Below are 19,913 nucleotides of genomic sequence, written 5' to 3' on the forward strand. Positions count from 1 at the left end.
TTATTTCACTGTGAAGCTGTATGTGCCTTTGGTTTTATGACCATCAACAGACACGACATGCCATGAAACATTATATTTTCCTGCTTTTAATGCATGATCAATAGGCAGAATCAATTGCGTATTATTGACAGGATCCAATTTTAGCTCACCGGTTTTTACCACATTATTATCTGGGCCGGTCACTTTCACACCACTGAAATTCAATTCAATACCTTCCGAGAACCCGAGTGTCAGGGATTCCGGCGCTGAACCAATTGTGGTATCGGCAGCTGGTGACTCGATTTTCAGATGCGCATGGGCTAGCGCTTGCTGGCTTGATAACCCCACAAACAACACAATAAGTGCCGAAAGCATACGGCAAGAAGAACGTACTTTGCGAATAAACATAATGTCCCTTAATCGATGGGGAGAAGAATCAGTCTGCTACCAACCATATCCTATATTGGCAGCACGAACCCCTATCACTTCCAGTCAATTGCACTACCTGTGAGGTAGGGCACAAAATAAAACGCCAAATTCTGAACGGTGATTGAAATATCACCAATAGTTGAGCGGTGATTAAGCTCACGTACTTTTATTATGAATGCAAATGATAACGATTTGAGTATGGCAAGTCGAGAAACCATAACTAAACAAGAGAGTATTAGCGCGAAACAATAAGATAAAAAGGCGTGAACACCGGATTAAAATGAAAAACCGCAGCGTCGGGTTCCACTGGTAAGGAATCAGAAACTGCGGCAAATATTCGGCCTGTGTCTATTAAATCAAGAATTAAGCCTGAACGTGGCTCTGAGCAGCCATTGTCTTCAAATCTTTATCGACGAAGAACAGTGAATTGCCGCTATTACCCACCAACGCTAATTTATCCAGAATAGATTTGAACAGTTTTTCTTCTTCATGCTGTTCAGCAACATACCATTGTAGGAAATTGAATGTGGAGTAATCGTGAGTTGTCATCGCAACATGAGCAAGCTCATTAATTTGAGTGGTAATCAGTTGCTCATGTTCATATGTCAGTTTGAATACATCGGCCAGTGACGCAAAATCAATAGGTGGTGCGCTGATGGTTCCCAAAACCGGCATAGAGCCAGTTCCACTGAGGTATTCAAAAAGGCGCTGCATATGCTGCATCTCTTCTTGAGAATGCTCTTTTAAAAAGGCGGCTGCACCTTCAAACCCTTTATCGCTGCACCAAGCACTCATCTGCAGATAAAGATTAGCTGAGTAAAATTCTAGATTCAGCTGCTCATTGAGCTTTTGCGCCATTTCTTTTTTCAACATAATAATTTCCTAATTTTTATAATGCAGGTAAGTCACTATTCACTCGGCGCATTATGCCAAGATAAAAACAAAATAAGAACACCCTATTCACATTAATAAATGATAAATATTTAACCCATTGTTTTTAAATTGAAATTATTGAAAATTAAATATTTGGTAATTCTTATGATAGTCATTAAAATTACAGACTGTAATACTAAAAAGAATGATTCTTATTTGAAATAAAGTTCAAATAAACACTAACCTCTTTATCTGAAAATTAATATTATCTCTATAAAATGGCCATCAGCAAAAATTGTTTAGTCATGCCTGACACTTGCCAATCGATGCGCTCTGCATTACCTTTTGCGCCATAGGCATCCCACAGCCCGATATGGAGAAAACAATGGGGTATAATCTGGCAGAGCTTTCTGATGAAGAAACGGCGAAAATGAATGTTGATCTGGCGGCTTCAGGCGTCGCATTTAAAGAGCGCTACAACATGCCAGTGATTCCGGAAATGGTTGCAAGGGAACAGCCAGATGAGCTGCGCGACTATTTTTTACAGCGGTTAACGCATTATCGCAGTGAATCAATTAAATTCTCACGTTTGCCGTATGAACCCAAAATGAAGTCATGAGCAAAAGACTCCCGCAAACTGTATGCGGGAGTTAATCAGAGAAAACATTAAGACTTACGGGCAAATTTATCTGTTGCTAAAATCAACTGATGCAAGATCCCCGGTTCATCAAATGAGTGCCCAGCACCTTCAACGATATGCAATTCAGCTTCCGGCCAAGCTTGCGCTAAATCCCACGCATTTTGTGGCTGGCATGCCATATCATATCGGCCATGGATAATAACCGCGGGAATATGGCGAATGCGTGTCACATTATCCAAGAGCTGATTATCACTGTCCAAAAAGCCCAAATGAGTGAAATAGTGATTTTCAATGCGGGCAAAAGCTAAGGCAAAATCATCTTCACCAAACGAAGCTGAACTTCTGGTTGGTAATAACGTGACGGTCTCACCCTCCCACAGACTCCAAATCTTAGCCGCTTCCAGTTGCACCGCTTTATCAGGAGAGGTCAATCGCTTACGATAAGCAGCCGTTACATCCCCCTGCTCTTCTGGCGATAGAATAGAAAGCACACGTTGCCATTTGTCTGGGAAGAAACGTGAAGCACCGTCCTGATAATACCAATACAGCTCTTTTTTACGCAGAGTGAATATTCCGCGCAATACCATCTCACTGACCCGGTTCGGATGTGTTTCGCCATAAGCTAATGCTAAGGTCGATCCCCAAGACCCTCCAAAGATTAGCCATTTATCTACACCAGCCATTTTACGCAGCCGTTCAATATCATCGACCAAATGCCAGGTCGTATTATTATCTAGGCTGGCATGGGGTTTTGAACGCCCGCATCCGCGTTGATCAAACAGCAATACTTTGTACTTTTTGGGGTCGAAAAGTTGCCGATGGTAAGGTGCTATTCCTCCACCAGGCCCACCATGAATAAATACCGCAGGTTTACCCTCAGGGTTGCCACAGAGTTCCCAGTAAATCTGATGACCATCACCCGTGTCTAGTAACCCACTGTCGTAAGGTTCATACGCTGGATAAAGCCCACGTAACTGTTCCATTATGTTTCCATGTTTGTTAAGACATTAAAGTTATCAAAGCCTATACAGCACGCAGGGTCAACGATAAAACATGACATTTACGCCAATCAGTCCATTAATTCCACCAACTGGTGATAATTACGCCATATCTCAATGCCTTTTCAGGATCCACGTCGCAAAAATAATGAAGAGTAAACAGTAACAAGGAATATTAAGACTTAATAATACTCTTGCTAAACAATACATTAAGCATATTGATGTTTTCTTCCCTTGCAACTCCCCCTCAGAAGGTGGTTAATAGATGGGCGTACCAACCTAACCTAAGGTAAAGAGAGGCAAGCCATGAGTAAGGGAATGGACAGCAAAAAGAACGCGAAGAAAAAACCACTAAAAACACCGGCTGAGAAAAAAGCTGAGAAACGCGCTAAGAAGTCATCTTCCACCAGCGCAGAATAACGGACTTTTCATCTCGTCAGTCAACCCGCCACGAACGGCGGGTTTTTTATTGCTAATCTTTAAGAATTACGGGGGAAATATGTATTTTCGTGTTATCGATACTGAAACTTGCGGCTTAGAGGGCGGTATTGTCGAAATCGCCTCTATTGATGTGGTTGATGGTGTATTGCGCAATCCGATGAGTGATTTGGTTAGCCCAGATAGACCAATCAGTATTGATGCCATGGTCATTCACCATATCACTGAAGATATGGTCGAAGGCAAACCTCGAATTGCCGTGGCTGTGAGAAAATATCAAGACAGCCCCTATTATGTTGCTCACAATGCCCCTTTCGACCGAGGTGTGTTACCTGAGATGGGGGGACAATGGATTTGTACGCTTAAGCTAGCTCGTATGCTTTACCCTGATATAAAGCACAGTAATCAATATCTGCGTTATGCTTTGCGCCTGAATGTTTCTGTGCCCGATAATTTGTATCCGCACCGGGCTCTATATGACTGTTATGTCACTGCCGCGTTATTGCAACGGATTATGCAAGACTCTAGTTGGAGTGCCGAGCAGATGGTGGAACTAACACAGCAACCATTATTGTTGCAGACATTTAAGTTCGGAAAATATCGGGGGAAAAGTATTGAGCAGATAGCCCGGCAAGACCCGGACTATCTACGCTGGATACTAGCATCAATCTCTGACCTTACTCCTGATATGCGCCACACACTGACGCATTATCTGGCGTAATATCCTGTATGCAATTATGCCAAGGAAAGAATGAATGCATATTCCAAAGCGATATCTTCATAGGCTTTAAAGCGCCCAGATTTACCACCATGCCCTGAATCCATATCGGTGTGAAGCAACAACAAATGGTCATCAGTCTTCATTTCACGGAGCTTGGCAACCCATTTGGCAGGCTCCCAATATTGAACTTGGGAATCATGCAAACCTGTGGTGACCAGCATGTGCGGATAGTCTTGGGCCTTAACCTGATCGTATGGGCTATATTGCTTAATGTAATCATAATAAGCCTGATCATTCGGGTTGCCCCATTCATCATATTCCCCCGTCGTCAAAGGGATAGATTCATCCAGCATAGTCGTGACCACATCAACAAATGGCACCTGCGCGACAATACCTTTATATAATTCTGGGGCCTGATTAATAATCGCCCCCATCAATAGGCCCCCCGCGCTCCCCCCCATCGCGAAGACACGCTTAGCATCACCATAACCTTTCGCGACCAAGGTTTTAGTCACATCAATAAAATCATTAAATGTATTCAACTTATTGAGCAGTTTTCCATCTTCATACCATTGTTGCCCCAGTTCACCGCCCCCTCGAATGTGGGCCAGTGCAAAGACAAAACCACGATCCAATAGGCTCAAACGACTGCCACTGAATGCGGGATCCATACTGCTACCATATGAACCATAGCCGTAGACCAACAGCGGATTACGCCCAGAAATAAAGTGATCGCGGTGATAAACTAAAGAGACTGGGACTTTTACACCATCCGATGCGGTGACCCAAATTCGCTCACTGCGATATTTTTCCGGTGTGAAATTCTTCACTTCTTGCTGCTTAAGTAACTGACGGGCACCCGTGTCCATATTCAGCTCATACATTGAGCTTGGTGTGGTCATGGATGAATAGCCATAGCGTAGCAATTCCGTTTCGGGTTCCGGGTTATACGCCAGCCAAGTCACATAAGTTGGATCATCAAAAGTAATGGACTTCTCTTCATTCGTGACCCAATGAATTTGTCGCAAATGCGTTAGCCCTTCGCTACGTTCTTCCACCACCAACCAGTCGCGGAATAAGCTAAACCCCTCCAACATAACATCCGTTCTTGGTGCAATAAGGGATTCCCACCGTGATTCATCAGCAAAATCAGATTGTACCGGCCCCTCTTCGGCCATTTTGTATAACCCAAAATTCTTGCCATCTTTATTTGAGCGGATGTAAAAATGCTGCTTATAGTGGTCTAAACCGTATTCATGATCTTTACGCCGAGGCGCGAACATTTGAGGTAGCGCTTCAGGCTGATCAGCATCCAGCAATAAGATTTCAGATGTGGTGGTGCTGCTCAGATGAATAACGATAAAGCGCTCAGAGGTGGTTTTTTCTAAACCAACATAGAATGTGTCATCAGCTTCCTGATAAACCAATTGATCCGACTTAGGATCCGTTCCCACCACATGGCGATAAACCTGGTAGGGCAATAATGTTTTTTCATGTTTACGCACGTAGTACAGCGTTTTTGAGTCATTCGCCCACTCAAAACTGCCTGACGTATTGCTGATCACCTCTTCGTGCCAAGTATCACTTTGTAGCTGCTTGACTCGAATGTCATATTGGCGTCGTGATAAGAAATCCTCAGCAACAGCCAGTAATTGATTATCCGGGCTAACATCCAAGCCACCCAAAGTGTAAAACTCACTGTCTGCGGCACGCTGGTTTCCGTCTAGCAATGTTTCCCAACTGCTGTCAGCCCAAACGGGTTGGCGTACATAGATAGCGTATTCATTACCCGGCTCGAAACGAGTTTGGTAACGGTAGCCATTGCGAATATAGGGAACGGACTCTTCCTGTGGCGGAATACGAGAAACCATCTCCTGATACAAGGTTTCACGTAATGGCTGCTGTGGTTGTAAAACCGTCTCAGTAAAATCGTTTTCCGCTTGTAAATAGCTCAGAACATCAGCATCGGTACGCTCATCATCACGTAGCCAATAATAGTTATCTGTACGGGTGTCACCGTGTATTGTCATTGGATAAGGACGTTTTTCTGCCTTTGGGGGTTTGGTCATTTTCGTTGAGTTGTCCATCTGTGTTCGTTATCGCGAGAGTGACATGATTACTTGCTAATGCCAAGCATTCGCCTATGCCGATAAATTAGTTAAATTAAATCAAATAAATGATAAATAAGATATTTAAAAGGTGTGAAAGCATTTTTAATGAAGGGGATATCAACAGGCGCAGGAAAATTACCACCCGCGCCTGTTGCAAAGCGTCATTTTATTTAATAACAGTTATTGAGGCCCATTGTAGGTAATAGAGCCGGCCTTGCAATCGAGCACCACTTGATACGTTTTATCGCCTTTATTGCCACGGGCGGTCAATGGAACCTGCCAGACATCATCTTTACCTGTAATGTCGACTGCACTAATCCAAACCACCGGGCTATCAGTGCCCAATTGCTTTTTATCGGCTTCCCAACGCGTTATCCGGTTTTGCAAAAAGTCCCGTTTAACCTGTGTTGCGACCTGAGATTGGTTTAAACCCGGACAAGCAGGTACTTTTGCTACCCGTGGCTCTTGGGCTTGTACACTGTGGGTAATCCCTGCCAATGCCGTGGCCAATATCAAAGCGAGTCCTGTCTTTCTCATCATTCCTCCACATATTATTATCTCCATCCTATGGCAGGAACGATGACTGAAAGGTAGGTTACAGAGTTAATATTACTGAATTAACACCGTGTAAATTCAATCACGTAAAACTGTTCCAAACCGGGATAGATATCCTTAATCACTTTTTTCAGTTCATCCAACGACATATTTTCTTGTTCAGCATGGCGTTCAGACAGTGCATCCAATGTGATTGGCGTGACGGACTTGACCACGATATGACAGAAAAATACGCCATCTTCATTACGACATACACGCAGGATTTCACCTGGGCGGAAATCGGACTCACTGCTATCCCGGATAGTGATCGTTTTACGATCAGCCAGAATATCCGCCTCAAACCGGCGAAAGAAGGTGATTTCACGATTCATTTTAGATCCCTTTTCCACTTTCTGCTGAAAGTTGGCAGATTAAGCAGCTTGATTTTCTTCAGGTTTGGATTTTTTATCAGCGGCATTCTTTTCAGCTTTGATTTTCGCTTGCCCGTCTGTAGACACGACCGGATTGGCACCGCGTAAAATTTGCCCCAATGCGTCTTTGTTTTCTGCAAGGAAGAAACCTAATGCTTCACGTTGCTCTTCTTCGAGCGTTAAAGGAGCCTGCGACAACCATTCAGACAAATTATCAGCCAAATCCAGCATTTTATCGTAGGCATCGGCTTCTTTTTTGGTTGTGAAAGTCATTTTTTCCTCACCCTGTCTTACCACGACGAATTTTATTTCAACGGCCATTGATACGGGTCCTTTTTTCTTACAGATGACTGTATATAAACACAGTATAATGTAATTATTTGGAGCGATGCAACCACCATCGCCCCACTGTGATTATTTTAATAACCGGGCTTTGCAGTTTTTGCCTTTGATTTTACCTTGCTGTAACTGCGCCAATGCGCGTTTGGCGCATGCTTTACGAATGGCCACATAAGCATGAACAGGGAACATGTCGATTTTACCGACATCCGCCGCAGTCAGACCGGCATCTCCGGTTAATGCCCCGAGAATATCTCCTGGGCGAATTTTAGCTTTACGCCCGCCATCGATGCACAGCGTGACCATTTCAGGTTCAAGCAAAGTATTGGCACTGCGACTCACCTGCTCCGCTGGCGTCCATTTCAGTTTGATTTGCAGATAATCTTCAATCGCATGGGCTCGAGCCATTTCTTGTGGTGTGCACAGGCTCACTGCCAGACCGCTCATTCCTGCTCGCCCGGTACGACCAATGCGATGTACGTGAACTTCGGGATCAAATGCCAACTCGAAGTTAACCACCAGAGCCAAATCTTTAATGTCCAAGCCGCGGGCCGCAACATCCGTAGCGACTAAAACCCGGCAACTACGATTAGAGAAGCGCACCAATACTTGATCACGGTCACGTTGCTCTAAATCGCCATGCAAGGCCAACACACTGATACCACGTGATTCCAAAGCCTCATACACACTTTGGCAATCTTTCTTCGTGTTACAAAACACCACGCAAGACTCGGGTTGGTAGTGACTAAGGACTGAAATCAACAGTGGTAAGCGTTTTTCGCGGGTGGTTTCGAAAAAGACCTGCTCAATGGCTGGTGCTTCATCGCCATCATCAACTTCAACATTCAATGGCTGGCGCTGAACCCGTGCGCTGATTTGTTCAATACCGGCCGGATAAGTGGCAGAGAACAATAAAGTTTGGCGCTGTGGCGGGGTGTAGGCAATGACATCGTCAATGGCATCGGTAAAGCCCATATCCAGCATGCGGTCGGCTTCATCCAAGACCAAAATCTTAAGCTCATCAAGTACCAGTGTTTTCTTTCGTAAATGTTCCTGAATACGCCCCGGTGTTCCTACCACAATATGCGGAGCATGAACCAGAGAATCGAGTTGATGACCCATAGGCTGGCCACCACACAACGTCAGGATTTTAATATTCTGGGTAAAACGAGCTAAACGGCGTAATTCTTTGCTGACTTGGTCGGCTAATTCGCGGGTAGGACACAAAACTAGCGCCTGAGTCACGAACTCACCCACCGCAATTTTGTCGAGTAAACCAATGCCGAATGCCGCAGTTTTACCACTGCCGGTTTTGGCTTTTGCCCGAACATCCTGCCCACTGAGGATTGCCGGTAGTGCTGCGGCTTGTACCGGTGTCATCTCGGTATAGCCAAGTTCATTAAGATTGGACAACTGCTCAGTTGGCAGCGTCAAGGAAGAAAAGGAAGTTGTGCTCACGGCAGTAACTCTTATAACTGGATGGAATGGCAGCGATGGCCTGAAGGCAAGCGCAAGATTTTGGCGCGATAATACCAGAGATGGAGCCATTGCCGGAACTATACTGTGACACACTGAATACGCAATCGTTTTCGTCGCGGTTTTACCCTATACTACGCCGGTAAAATTTTCCCACTGATGTAGGTATCTAACTATGCTGACTATTGGAACCGCTCTGCGTCCAAACGCCACCCGTGTCATGTTGCTAGGCTCTGGTGAGCTGGGTAAAGAAGTGGCGATTGAATGCCAGAGATTGGGGCTGGAAGTAATTGCCGTTGATCGCTATGCCGATGCGCCCGCGATGCATGTCGCCCATCGCAGCCATGTGATTAATATGTTGGATGGTACAGCGCTAAAACAGTTGGTCGAACAGGAAAAACCACACTATATCGTGCCCGAAATTGAAGCTATCGCCACCGATATGCTGGTTGAATTAGAGAGTTTGGGGCAGCACGTCGTGCCTTGTGCGCAAGCCACTCGCCTGACCATGAACCGCGAAGGTATTCGCCGCCTGGCGGCAGAAACGCTGCAATTACCCACCTCAAGTTACCAATTTGCCGATACTGAAAGTGCATTCCGCCAAGCAGTTAATGACATTGGCTACCCGTGCATTGTTAAGCCAGTCATGAGTTCTTCAGGCAAAGGCCAGAGTCTGATCCGCCGTGAGGAGCAACTTCAATCTGCGTGGGATTATGCGCAACAAGGTGGCCGGGCCGGTGGAGGCAGAGTCATTGTTGAAGGTTTGGTCCGCTTTGATTTCGAAATTACCCTGCTGACCATCAGTGCCGTTGATGGTATTCATTTCTGTGCGCCAATTGGCCACCGCCAAGAAGATGGCGATTATCGTGAATCCTGGCAACCACAGATGATGAGCGAAACCGCGCTGGCGCAAGCAAAAGATATCGCTTCACGCGTGGTGAAGGCACTGGGCGGTTACGGACTATTTGGCGTAGAACTGTTTGTGTGTGGCGATGAGGTGATTTTCAGCGAAGTTTCACCGCGACCACATGATACCGGAATGGTGACATTAATTTCGCAAAACATGTCTGAATTTGCTTTGCATGTCCGCGCATTTCTCGGTCTGCCGATCGGCACTATCCGCCAGTATGGCGCGGCGGCATCAGCCGTCATTTTACCTGAACTAACCAGCCAGAATATTGCTTACCATGGGCTGGAAACTGCCTTGGTAGGTGATACGCAAATTCGCCTATTTGGTAAACCAGAGATTGCGGGTAAGCGGCGTTTAGGTGTGGCATTGGCGGTAGCTGATGACATTGATACCGCGATTGAAGTGGCGAAGCAGAGTGCAGCCGCTGTCATTGTGAGTGGGAAATAATTATTAACTCCATAAATAAACCCGCCAGTACGGCGGGTTTAAAGGCATCCTGCAAGGGGCTACCCCTCGTAGTGGTCTTCTATTTCGTCAGCATCCGGTTCATCATCACGGCGATAATCTGACTCACCATGGTCATCAAAGTCAGTGTCTTCAAAGATAGGCATGGCTTGTGGATCGTTCTGATGCCGTTCACGGATTTCGGCGGCCACCAAGGCAATCGCCTCACCACTGCTCATCCCTTCCGACATGAATTGGTGAATACGTTCGACAGCTTCTTGCTGTTCCTCATGAGAAAGTGAAGGCATACCCGCTAACATTGATTTATCTCCTACATATAATTGATTAAGTATACCTGTTTATTCTTAGTTCAGGTGAATTGCCTGCCCCAAGTAAACTGACACCAAATATTGTGATAATTTATGTTAATCTTCCGCACCGCGTGTTGCGAACATGCAATTTCGCCACCGTCTAACCGCGACCCGAAAGAAAAGAATAGTGACTCATGAGTGTGAAATCCCTGACCTGCAAAATCTTACCCTATCAGCCTGATGCCCTACTCCAGCAATTTGCGCCGCTCGCCCATCAAGCTTGGGCCATGCTATTGCATTCTGGATTTGCTGAACACACCCATAATCGTTTTGATATTTTGGTTGCCGACCCACGGGTAACCCTGACGACTCGCGGCCAGCAAACAGAAATTGTTAGTGCGCAAGGGTCGGAATTCTCTCTTGACGATCCATTTTCTTTACTACAGCAACAACTGGATAAATTCTCTCCCTCAATACCTCCTCACCCTGACTTGCCTTTTTTGGGGGGGGCATTGGGGCTATTTGGTTACGACCTCGGGCGCCGGGTCGAGAAATTACCTCAATTGGCAGAGCAAGATATCGCGTTGCCCGATATGGCTGTCGGCTTGTATGACTGGGCAATAATTGCCGACCATCATTTGCAGAAACTGACTTTGGTCTGCCACGGTGATGCTGAACAGCGCCTTCAGTGGTTACAGCAGCAGAAAGCTCCTATCGCCTCCACGCCTTTCAAATTGACCAGTCAGTGGCAAGCCAACATGTCGCGCGAGCAATATGGTGATAGATTCCGTCAAATTCAAGAATACCTGCACAGTGGCGACTGCTATCAAATCAATTTGGCTCAAAGATTCAGTGCAAAATATCGGGGTGATGAATGGCAAGCTTTCCTATCATTAAGTCGCAGTAATAGAGCCCCTTTTTCGGCTTTTCTTCGCCTGCCACACAACGCTATATTGAGTGTCTCGCCAGAGCGCTTTTTATGGCTGGAGAACCGTCAGATTCAGACCCGCCCGATTAAAGGTACGCTGCCACGCTTGAATGACCCTGAGCAGGACCGTTTACAAGCGGAGCGATTAGCAAATTCGACAAAAGATCGCGCGGAAAATCTGATGATAGTTGACCTCTTGCGCAATGATATTGGCCGCGTCGCCCAACCCGGCACGGTGCGTGTTCCAGAGCTATTCGTGGTCGAGCCTTTCCCGGCGGTGCATCACTTGGTCAGCACTATTACCGCGACACTGCCCGCCGCATCGACAGCAACAGATTTGCTTCGGGCCTGTTTCCCGGGCGGGTCGATAACCGGAGCGCCTAAAATCCGCGCGATGGAGATCATCGAACAATTAGAACCGCAGCGTCGTAATGCCTATTGCGGTAACATTGGCTATATTAGTTGCTGCGGCACAATGGATACCAATATTACTATCCGCACCCTGCTAACAGAAAACGGCAAAATATATTGCTCTGCTGGCGGGGGCATTGTGGCTGATAGTCAGGAACAGGCTGAATATCAGGAAACATTTGATAAAATCGCTCGCATATTACCTCAACTGGAAAATATATAATTAATGAGTGAGCTATTCCGTGAGTGACTTGTTTGTGAATCAATCTGCTATGAATAAATTACTTATAAATAAATCAATTGTTGGTAAACCACTGGCTGAGTTTATTAGTCGATTCCAACTGCAACAGCCGCAACCGGGTATCTTTTCCGCCCATAGCCGCCATGCGGCAGTATTAATTCCGATTATTTGCCGACCTGAACCCACCTTATTGCTGACAAAACGTTCAGACCACTTGCGCAAGCATGCGGGGCAAGTCGCTTTCCCCGGTGGTAAAGCAGACCCACAAGATAGCTCGTTAATTGCCACTGCGCTGCGTGAAGCACAAGAGGAAGTTGCCATTCCCTCTGCGGCTGTACATGTGTTGGGTCAATTGGCACCACTGGATAGCTCCAGTGGCTATCAGGTCACACCTATCGTCGGTTTAGTTCCTGATAATATTGCCTTTCATGGCAATGAAGATGAAGTCGCCGGGCTGTTTGAGATTCCCTTGCATGAGGCCCTAAGTTTATCTCGCTACTATTCGCTGGATATCCATAGAGGAGGAATCAATCATCGGATCTACCTTTCATGGTATGAAAGCCAATTCATCTGGGGTTTGACTGCCGCGATTATTCGTCGCTTGGCACAGCAGGTCAGTATTTGACATTAAAGCCAGATACTTAGTATGGGTAATGAGTGACAAACTTCACAGCCTCTGCGCTAAAAAGTCTGAATTGCAGCATAAAGCGATCCCTATCACCCCATCATATCGATTTTTACTCTACTTTCTCTGCACAACCATTTTAAAAAAACTGTAAACTGGCCTGTCAGCGTTATGAAATATCTGTAAAATATCTTTCATCACTATAAACCACTAAAAATGTAAGGTTAAAGCCTGATAGTGATAACAATAAATTGGTAGCGATATATCACTGTTGCGGCATCAATTAGGTGCGGCTAACACCAGTAGGACCCAAATTAACAGGGCCTGTGGTAGCAATACTTAACCGAAGTAACCTGCTGCTTTCCACAGAGCTCTTATACTTAATACAAATATTCTCAGCCATAAACATGTGTACTGGGAATAACAAAAAGCTTTGTTAAGGAGTTTTAGCGTGATTAGCGTTTTTGACATGTTCAAGATTGGTATTGGCCCGTCCAGCTCACACACTGTGGGTCCAATGAAAGCCGGTAAAGAGTTTGCCGATTTGCTGGTGACTCAAGGGTTGATGCCATCGGTCACGCGTGTCGCCGTCGATGTTTACGGCTCACTGTCACTGACCGGGAAAGGTCACCACACTGATATCGCCATTATTATGGGTCTGGCTGGCAACATGCCAGACACCGTTGATATCGACAGCATTCCTGCTTTTATTCGTGATGTAGAGTTACGCCAGAAACTGATGCTAGCCAATGGCTTGCATGAAGTTGATTTCCCTCGTGAGGGCGGGATGGTCTTTCGCAGTGATAATCTGCCGCTGCATGAGAATGGCATGCAAATCCACGCCTTTGCTGGGGATGAGAAAGTCCTGAGCAAAACCTATTACTCAATCGGCGGTGGTTTTATTGTCGATGAAGAGCATTTTGGTAAAGCGGCAGTCAATGCCGTTAGCGTCCCCTATCCATTTAATTCTGCGGCAGAAATTCTGGCAAACTGCGAGCAAACCGGTATGTCTATCTCCGGTATGGTGATGCAGAATGAGCTGGCAATGCACAGCAAAGAAGAGATTGAATCCTACTTCACTGCGATTTGGCAGACTATGCGTGCTTGTATTGATCGCGGCCTGAATACCGAAGGCGTGTTACCTGGACCGCTGCGGGTTCCCCGCCGTGCTTCCGCATTGCGACGTCTATTGGTCTCTTCGGATAAACTGTCCAGCGATCCAATGAATGTTATTGATTGGGTCAATATGTTCGCGCTGGCGGTCAACGAAGAAAATGCAGCCGGGGGGCGTGTGGTAACCGCACCTACGAACGGAGCCTGCGGTATCGTCCCTGCGGTATTAGCCTATTATGATCATTTTATTGAACCAGTGACCCCGGAAATCTTTATTCGTTACTTCCTGTCATCAGGGGCGATTGGCATTTTGTATAAGATGAATGCGTCAATTTCCGGTGCAGAAGTGGGTTGTCAGGGGGAAGTCGGTGTGGCTTGTTCTATGGCGGCGGCGGGTTTGGCCGAGTTACTGGGTGCAAGTCCGGTGCAGGTATGTATCGCTGCTGAAATTGGCATGGAGCACAATTTGGGACTGACGTGCGACCCAGTAGCGGGTCAGGTGCAAGTTCCTTGTATTGAACGCAATGCCATTGCCTCGGTTAAAGCGATTAACTCTGCACGTATGGCGATGCGCCGCACCAGCGAGCCGCGGGTTTCGCTGGACAAAGTTATCGAAACGATGTTTGAGACAGGTAAAGATATGAATGCCAAATATCGCGAGACTTCTCGCGGCGGTTTGGCTATTAAAGTGCAATGTAATTAATTTCTTTTAGTGGCAAAATTCGCCATCAAAAAAGGGGAGCCGAAGCTCCCCTTTTCATTTGACGCTGTTAGCGGTTTACTCTTCCAGCTCATTATGCAGTTTGGTGATACGTACCAGCTCAATGCGGTAGTCTGACACTTCCATAATCTCGAAGCGCAAGTTATGCAATTCAATCACATCGCCTACCGTCGGCATATGACCTGAATGAGACAGCAGCATCCCAGCAAGTGAAGCATAGTCAGCCGTTGGGCTTACCAACTCCTGACAATCCAGCGCTTGTTCCAGCGAGTGCAAATCTGCCCCCCCTTTCACCAACCAACCATCACCATCAACAATAATGTCCGGTGTTTCATCTTCGTCAGGGAATTCACCGGCGATCGCTTCTAGTACGTCCAACGGTGTCACCAGCCCCTGTACCACACCGAATTCGTCATTAACCACCACTAAGCGGCCTTTTGCTTTTCGCAATACATCCAGTAGATTAATTACGTCCATGGTATCTGGCACCACTATTGGCGGTGTCGCCGCGGCGAACTCACAAATAGACTCACCACGTTCAATTGCCACCAACAGATCTTTGGCACGAACCACACCGATGATTTGATCCAGTGAGTCACGGCATACCGGGAACAAACTGTGTGGTGTATCCAATAACTGTTCGCGGATCTCTTCTTGTGAACGATGGCAGTCTACCCACGAAATTTCAGTACGTGGCGTCATTACACTGCGCAGTGAACGTGATGCTAACGTCAGCACACCACTGATCATATAGCGTTCTTCTTCAGCAAAAGCCTCTGTCGGTAATGCCAACTGCGGGTCACCATTTTGTGGTTCCTGCTGTGCACGCCCCCCCATAAGACGAATAATCGCCTCTGCCGTACGCTGACGTCTTGGCAAACGAGATTCATGCTTAATAAAGTTGCGCCGTGCGATTTGGTTAAACAGCTCAATCAGAATAGAGAATCCGATTGCAGCGTACAGATAGCCTTTTGGAATGTGGAAACCAAAACCTTCGGCAATCAGGCTCAAGCCAATCATTAGCAAGAAGCTCAGGCACAGCACGACAACGGTCGGATGCGCATTCACAAAGTTAGTCAGTGATTTGGATGCCAATAGCATCACGCCCATGGCAATCACAACCGCAGTCATCATGATGGCTAAGTCATTGACCATCCCCACCGCAGTAATCACCGCATCGAGGGAGAAGACGGCATCAAGTACGACTATCTGCGCAACGACAGCCCAGAAACTGGCATAGCCGCGATTCGTACTGTCATCGTGCTGGTTACCCTCCAGCCGTTCATGTAGCTCTGTGGTGGCTTTGAATAGCAAAAATAGCCCCCCCACCAGCAAAATCAGATCACGCCCGGAGAAACTGAAACTGCCGAGGCTAAAGAGCGGCGTCGTCAGTGTGACCATCCAGGAAATGACCGACAGCAAGCCTAAACGCATGATCAGTGCCAGAGACAGGCCGATAATTCGAGCTTTATCTCTTTGTTTAGGCGGCAGTTTATCGGCTAGTATCGCAATGAACACCAGGTTATCGATACCCAGAACAATTTCCAGTACCACCAACGTAAGTAACCCTGCCCAGATTGAGGGGTCCATTAGAAATTCCATGTCAGACTCCGATAATAAGAACACGATTCAGATGATGTGCGACCTGCAACAGACGCAGCAAAACGCCGCTGCACGGTTGTCAGTATAGATACGCAGAAAGATCGGGTGAGATTAAACGCAGCAACAGTGCGTGATTGGATAACCAGATTTAAACCCACTGGCTGGGTATTAACACTAGAGAAACAGTAACTTCGGTGACAGTCCATAGGGAGAGCTGAGGCCCTTAACTCCTGACAATTAATCGAGCCGCTAACTTTATCAGGAATTTTTTTGTCAGCATAGTCTGATTTGTTATCTGGTCGACGATAACCTTCTATGGCATGAAATGACGATTCACTATCAACTATGCTGCTATTTTTTTATCACTAAAAATTTTCCTCACCCCAAATAGCCCACCTGTCAAAATTTATGCAAATTGCACAAATTTCAAGCACAACAATCATACTGTGATGAGTGAGTTAGAGGCAAACACATCAATCTTGTTCATCTATGTGTCTAAATATTATCCAAATGAGCAAAATGATTCATAACATGTCCCAATAAATGAGCATCGTCACATAATTTATTTTTTCACTGACTAAAATAAATCACATCCAACACATTGCGGTATGTACCTGAATCGATTCATTGCTGTTGTGAATAAAACGTCAGCAGTACGCTGACATTGTGACTATCATAATAGATTCAATGTGTACTGAAATTACGTACTGAAATGTTGTTGGGGAAAACTGGTTTTACTGTTACGTGCGAGAACTCAATTCTGAGTTAACAGAGGGGGTAGCGAGTGAGTATAGCTATTATCATCGGCACACATGGGGCTGCGGCAGAACAACTGCTGAAAACAGCTGAAATGATTTTAGGCGAACAAGATAACGTCGCTTATATCGATTTCGTCCCAGGTGAGAATGCCGAAACGTTGATTGAGAAATACAACGGTAAATTGACCGGACTAGATACCAGTAAAGGTGTGCTATTCCTGGTTGATACCTGGGGTGGTAGTCCGTTTAACGCTGCCAGTCGAATTGCTATCGATAAAGAGAACTATGAGGTCGTCACCGGGGTTAACATTCCGATGCTGGCTGAAACCTTTATGGCCCGTGATGATAACCCATCATTTGCCGAATTGGTTGCAGTCGCAGTAGAAACCGGTCGTGAAGGCGTGAAAGCACTGAAAGCGCCTGAAGTGAAGAGTGATAAGCCCGAGACGCAACAAACTGCTCCTGCGCCAAAAGCCAAGGCTCCTGCCGTTGCTTTAGGCCCGAATGATCATATGAAGATCGGGCTGGCGCGTATTGATGATCGCTTAATCCATGGTCAGGTCGCTACTCGTTGGACCAAAGAAACTAACGTAAAACGCATTATTGTCGTCAGTGATGAAGTTGCCGCCGATAAAATGCGTAAAACACTGCTGACACAAGTTGCTCCTCCGGGCGTGACTGCGCACGTAGTTGATGTTGAAAAAGCTATCCGCGTTTATAACAACCCGAAATATGCCAATGATCGGGTGATGTTGCTCTTTACCAACCCAACAGACGTTGTGCGTTTGGTTGAGGGTGGCGTGGATATTAAGTCAGTCAATATCGGTGGTATGGCATTCCGTCAGGGTAAAACCCAGGTGAACAATGCGGTCTCCGTTGATGAAAAAGATATTGAAGCTTTTAATAAATTAAATGCTCGTGGTATTGAGCTGGAAGTTCGAAAAGTGTCTTCGGACAGCCGGCTCAAAATGATGGACTTAATTAGCAAACTTAATAAATAGCTTTAGTAAAACTACGTAGCAAAGTTATGCCCTGTTCTGTTTTGGAACACGGTTATTTTTACTCAGCTTTTTTGGTCATAGGAGAAGTACAATGGAGATCACAACTCTTCAGATTGTGCTGATATTTATTGTTGCCTGTATCGCCGGGATGGGATCCATCCTGGATGAGTTCCAATTTCACCGCCCTCTCGTCGCCTGTACCTTAATCGGTCTGGTTCTGGGTGATATGAAAACCGGTATCATCATCGGTGGTACTTTGGAAATGATCGCACTTGGTTGGATGAACATCGGGGCCGCAGTGGCACCAGATGCGGCTCTGGCATCGATTATTTCTACCATTCTGGTCATTGCTGGCGGTCAAGACATTGGTGCGGGTATCGCACTGGCGATTCCATTGGCAGCCGCTGGTCAGGTATTAACCATTATCGTACGTACCATTACCGTTGCTTTCCAGCATGCCGCTGATGGCGCAGCCGAACGAGGCAGCCTACGCGCAATCACCTGGATTCACATCTCTGCGCTGTTCTTGCAAGCAATGCGTATTGCGATTCCTGCATTGATCGTTGCTCTGTCTGTAGGCACATCTGAAGTTCAGATGATGCTCAGCTCGATTCCTGAAGTGGTTACCAGTGGCCTGAATATCGCCGGTGGTATGATCGTCGTAGTAGGTTACGCCATGGTTATCAACATGATGCGTGCTGGCTACCTGATGCCATTCTTCTATTTAGGTTTCGTTACTGCCGCATTTACTAACTTCAACCTGGTGGCACTGGGTGTTATTGGTGTGGTTATGGCCGTTCTTTATATCCAGCTCAGCCCGAAATACAACAAGTCTCAGGTTGTCGTGCAGTCTGGCCCGGCCAATAACGATCTTGATAACGAATTAGACTAGGAAAAGGTGAGAGAAATGGTTGATACAACAACTGTTACTACGGCAACAACAGGTGAAAAGAAACTCACGCCCGCAGATATTCGCGGTGTGTTTCTCCGCTCTAACCTCTTCCAAGGGTCGTGGAACTTCGAACGTATGCAGGCGCTAGGTTTCTGTTTCTCTATGGTGCCAGCGATCCGTCGTTTGTACCCAGAGAACTCGGAAGAGCGTAAGCAGGCAATTAAACGCCATTTGGAATTCTTCAATACCCAACCTTTCGTTGCAGCCCCGATTTTGGGTGTAACACTGGCGATGGAAGAGCAGAAAGCCAATGGTGCAGAAATTGATGATGCGGCAATTAACGGTATCAAAGTTGGTCTGATGGGGCCTTTGGCCGGCGTTGGTGACCCTATTTTCTGGGGGACTGTACGTCCGGTATTTGCCGCCCTCGGTGCGGGTATCGCAATGAGCGGTAGCTTACTGGGTCCATTGCTGTTCTTTGTACTGTTTAACGTTGTACGCTTGCTGACCCGTTACTACGGTGTGGCCTACGGCTATTCAAAAGGTGTCAATATCGTTAGCGATATGGACGGTGGTCTCCTGCAAAAACTGACGGAAGGGGCGTCTATCCTCGGCCTGTTTGTCATGGGGGCCTTGGTTAACAAGTGGACACACGTCAACATACCGGTCGTGGTGTCCAGGATAACCAACCAAAATGGCGAAACGACCGTCACAACGGTACAAACCATCTTGGATCAGTTGATGCCTGGCTTGGTACCATTGCTGTTAACCTTCGGCTGTATGTGGCTACTACGTCGTAAAGTTAACGCACTGTGGATCATTATGGGCTTCTTCGCCATCGGTATCTTCGGCTACTGGATTGGCTTCCTGGGGCTGTAAACCGGGATTGGTCGTAGATTCAACTCAAACCGGGAGCTTGCTCCCGGTTATTTATTTTTGATAAAACCTCATCCTATACTCTATAAATTTCAACGTGCAGGAAGACGG

The 19,913-nt window shown here is 46.4% G+C and carries 19 protein-coding genes; 9 read left to right on the plus strand and 10 right to left on the minus strand.

Features of this window, described 5'->3' with window-relative positions; all coding sequences use genetic code 11:
* Together yobA and ftnA are read right to left on the minus strand one after the other, a co-directional pair.
* Complete coding sequence (gene yobA / locus HUZ92_RS19445) at positions 1 to 387, minus strand: CopC domain-containing protein YobA (RefSeq protein ID WP_050097393.1); 387 nt, start codon at positions 385 to 387, stop codon at positions 1 to 3.
* 384 nt (positions 388 to 771) lie between these two features.
* Positions 772 to 1,281 (minus strand): non-heme ferritin, encoded by a 510-nt coding sequence (ftnA, locus tag HUZ92_RS19450; protein WP_050097392.1) that lies wholly within the window; start codon positions 1,279 to 1,281, stop codon positions 772 to 774.
* Positions 1,282 to 1,666: 385 nt separating this feature from the next.
* Between ftnA and HUZ92_RS19455 the strand changes: the two genes are divergently transcribed.
* Positions 1,667 to 1,900, plus strand: coding sequence for a DNA polymerase III subunit theta (locus HUZ92_RS19455; protein ID WP_050097391.1), 234 nt, complete (start codon positions 1,667 to 1,669; stop codon positions 1,898 to 1,900).
* 47 nt (positions 1,901 to 1,947) lie between these two features.
* Here the strand turns inward: HUZ92_RS19455 and pip are convergent, their stop codons facing one another.
* A complete protein-coding gene (pip, locus tag HUZ92_RS19460) occupies positions 1,948 to 2,904 on the minus strand; it encodes a prolyl aminopeptidase (protein WP_145579922.1) in 957 nt (318 codons plus the stop codon).
* 514 nt (positions 2,905 to 3,418) lie between these two features.
* Between pip and exoX the strand changes: the two genes are divergently transcribed.
* Positions 3,419 to 4,078, plus strand: a complete 660-nt coding sequence (gene exoX / locus HUZ92_RS19465) for an exodeoxyribonuclease X (protein WP_145579921.1) — start codon at positions 3,419 to 3,421, stop codon at positions 4,076 to 4,078.
* A 14-nt stretch (positions 4,079 to 4,092) separates the two neighbouring features.
* On the opposite strand, the gene HUZ92_RS19470 is transcribed toward exoX, so the two are convergent.
* The 5 genes from HUZ92_RS19470 to dbpA all read right to left on the minus strand — a co-directional run bounded on the left by HUZ92_RS19470 (position 4,093) and on the right by dbpA (position 8,951).
* On the minus strand, positions 4,093 to 6,147 hold the full coding sequence (locus HUZ92_RS19470; RefSeq protein ID WP_050139636.1) for a S9 family peptidase: 2,055 nt from the start codon (positions 6,145 to 6,147) through the stop codon (positions 4,093 to 4,095).
* A gap of 222 nt (positions 6,148 to 6,369) precedes the next feature.
* A complete protein-coding gene (gene yebF, locus HUZ92_RS19475) occupies positions 6,370 to 6,726 on the minus strand; it encodes a protein YebF (protein WP_050097387.1) in 357 nt (118 codons plus the stop codon).
* An 80-nt stretch (positions 6,727 to 6,806) separates the two neighbouring features.
* Complete coding sequence (gene yqfB, locus HUZ92_RS19480; RefSeq protein ID WP_050097386.1) at positions 6,807 to 7,115, minus strand: N(4)-acetylcytidine aminohydrolase; 309 nt, start codon at positions 7,113 to 7,115, stop codon at positions 6,807 to 6,809.
* A 39-nt stretch (positions 7,116 to 7,154) separates the two neighbouring features.
* Positions 7,155 to 7,475, minus strand: a complete 321-nt coding sequence (locus tag HUZ92_RS19485) for a YebG family protein (RefSeq protein ID WP_050097385.1) — start codon at positions 7,473 to 7,475, stop codon at positions 7,155 to 7,157.
* 93 nt (positions 7,476 to 7,568) lie between these two features.
* Positions 7,569 to 8,951, minus strand: a complete 1,383-nt coding sequence (gene dbpA, locus HUZ92_RS19490) for an ATP-dependent RNA helicase DbpA (protein ID WP_050097384.1) — start codon at positions 8,949 to 8,951, stop codon at positions 7,569 to 7,571.
* Positions 8,952 to 9,144: 193 nt separating this feature from the next.
* Between dbpA and purT the strand changes: the two genes are divergently transcribed.
* Entirely contained in the window at positions 9,145 to 10,326 is a 1,182-nt protein-coding gene (gene purT, locus HUZ92_RS19495; RefSeq protein WP_050295365.1) for a formate-dependent phosphoribosylglycinamide formyltransferase, read from the plus strand.
* Between the two features lie 59 nt (positions 10,327 to 10,385).
* Here purT and HUZ92_RS19500 read toward each other — a convergent pair whose 3' ends face one another.
* Positions 10,386 to 10,643 carry a YoaH family protein gene (locus HUZ92_RS19500; RefSeq protein WP_050097382.1) on the minus strand — a complete coding sequence of 86 codons (258 nt, stop codon included), beginning with the start codon at positions 10,641 to 10,643 and terminating at the stop codon, positions 10,386 to 10,388.
* Positions 10,644 to 10,828: 185 nt separating this feature from the next.
* On the opposite strand from HUZ92_RS19500, the gene pabB reads away from it, so the two are divergent.
* The 3 genes from pabB (at position 10,829) to HUZ92_RS19515 (ending at position 14,655) form a co-directional block, all read left to right on the plus strand.
* Entirely contained in the window at positions 10,829 to 12,196 is a 1,368-nt protein-coding gene (pabB, locus tag HUZ92_RS19505; protein ID WP_145579920.1) for an aminodeoxychorismate synthase component 1, read from the plus strand.
* 49 nt (positions 12,197 to 12,245) lie between these two features.
* Positions 12,246 to 12,839 (plus strand): CoA pyrophosphatase, encoded by a 594-nt coding sequence (locus HUZ92_RS19510; protein WP_050097751.1) that lies wholly within the window; start codon positions 12,246 to 12,248, stop codon positions 12,837 to 12,839.
* Positions 12,840 to 13,290: 451 nt separating this feature from the next.
* Complete coding sequence (locus HUZ92_RS19515; protein ID WP_050097380.1) at positions 13,291 to 14,655, plus strand: L-serine ammonia-lyase; 1,365 nt, start codon at positions 13,291 to 13,293, stop codon at positions 14,653 to 14,655.
* Between the two features lie 75 nt (positions 14,656 to 14,730).
* On the opposite strand, the gene HUZ92_RS19520 is transcribed toward HUZ92_RS19515, so the two are convergent.
* Positions 14,731 to 16,275: a TerC family protein gene (locus tag HUZ92_RS19520; RefSeq protein WP_145579919.1), complete on the minus strand. Its 1,545-nt coding sequence runs from the start codon at positions 16,273 to 16,275 to the stop codon at positions 14,731 to 14,733.
* A 784-nt stretch (positions 16,276 to 17,059) separates the two neighbouring features.
* On the opposite strand from HUZ92_RS19520, the gene manX reads away from it, so the two are divergent.
* From manX to HUZ92_RS19535, 3 genes are all read left to right on the plus strand, one after another.
* Positions 17,060 to 18,034, plus strand: a complete 975-nt coding sequence (gene manX, locus HUZ92_RS19525; RefSeq protein ID WP_050097378.1) for a PTS mannose transporter subunit IIAB — start codon at positions 17,060 to 17,062, stop codon at positions 18,032 to 18,034.
* Between the two features lie 91 nt (positions 18,035 to 18,125).
* A complete protein-coding gene (locus HUZ92_RS19530) occupies positions 18,126 to 18,926 on the plus strand; it encodes a PTS mannose/fructose/sorbose transporter subunit IIC (RefSeq protein WP_050097377.1) in 801 nt (266 codons plus the stop codon).
* 15 nt (positions 18,927 to 18,941) lie between these two features.
* Entirely contained in the window at positions 18,942 to 19,805 is an 864-nt protein-coding gene (locus tag HUZ92_RS19535; protein ID WP_050097375.1) for a PTS mannose transporter subunit IID, read from the plus strand.
* The last annotated feature ends 108 nt before the right edge of the window (positions 19,806 to 19,913 follow it).

The organism is Yersinia vastinensis (genome assembly GCF_902726565.1).
Classification (GTDB): Bacteria; Pseudomonadota; Gammaproteobacteria; order Enterobacterales; family Enterobacteriaceae; genus Yersinia; species Yersinia vastinensis.

Bases quoted from the DNA above. Each gene is read 5' to 3' on its own strand.
- purT (WP_050295365.1), top strand. From the start codon at position 9,145: ATGCTGACTATTGGAACCGCTCTGCGTCCAAACGCCACCCGTGTCATG.
- HUZ92_RS19510 (WP_050097751.1), top strand. From the start codon at position 12,246: ATGAATAAATTACTTATAAATAAATCAATTGTTGGTAAACCACTGGCT.
- yebF (WP_050097387.1), bottom strand. From the start codon at position 6,726: ATGAGAAAGACAGGACTCGCTTTGATATTGGCCACGGCATTGGCAGGG.
- ftnA (WP_050097392.1), bottom strand. From the start codon at position 1,281: ATGTTGAAAAAAGAAATGGCGCAAAAGCTCAATGAGCAGCTGAATCTA.
- HUZ92_RS19520 (WP_145579919.1), bottom strand. From the start codon at position 16,275: ATGGAATTTCTAATGGACCCCTCAATCTGGGCAGGGTTACTTACGTTG.
- HUZ92_RS19485 (WP_050097385.1), bottom strand. From the start codon at position 7,475: ATGGCCGTTGAAATAAAATTCGTCGTGGTAAGACAGGGTGAGGAAAAA.
- HUZ92_RS19455 (WP_050097391.1), top strand. From the start codon at position 1,667: ATGGGGTATAATCTGGCAGAGCTTTCTGATGAAGAAACGGCGAAAATG.
- exoX (WP_145579921.1), top strand. From the start codon at position 3,419: ATGTATTTTCGTGTTATCGATACTGAAACTTGCGGCTTAGAGGGCGGT.
- yqfB (WP_050097386.1), bottom strand. From the start codon at position 7,115: ATGAATCGTGAAATCACCTTCTTTCGCCGGTTTGAGGCGGATATTCTG.
- HUZ92_RS19530 (WP_050097377.1), top strand. From the start codon at position 18,126: ATGGAGATCACAACTCTTCAGATTGTGCTGATATTTATTGTTGCCTGT.
- HUZ92_RS19535 (WP_050097375.1), top strand. From the start codon at position 18,942: ATGGTTGATACAACAACTGTTACTACGGCAACAACAGGTGAAAAGAAA.
- yobA (WP_050097393.1), bottom strand. From the start codon at position 387: ATGTTTATTCGCAAAGTACGTTCTTCTTGCCGTATGCTTTCGGCACTT.
- pabB (WP_145579920.1), top strand. From the start codon at position 10,829: ATGAGTGTGAAATCCCTGACCTGCAAAATCTTACCCTATCAGCCTGAT.
- pip (WP_145579922.1), bottom strand. From the start codon at position 2,904: ATGGAACAGTTACGTGGGCTTTATCCAGCGTATGAACCTTACGACAGT.
- HUZ92_RS19500 (WP_050097382.1), bottom strand. From the start codon at position 10,643: ATGTTAGCGGGTATGCCTTCACTTTCTCATGAGGAACAGCAAGAAGCT.
- HUZ92_RS19470 (WP_050139636.1), bottom strand. From the start codon at position 6,147: ATGACCAAACCCCCAAAGGCAGAAAAACGTCCTTATCCAATGACAATA.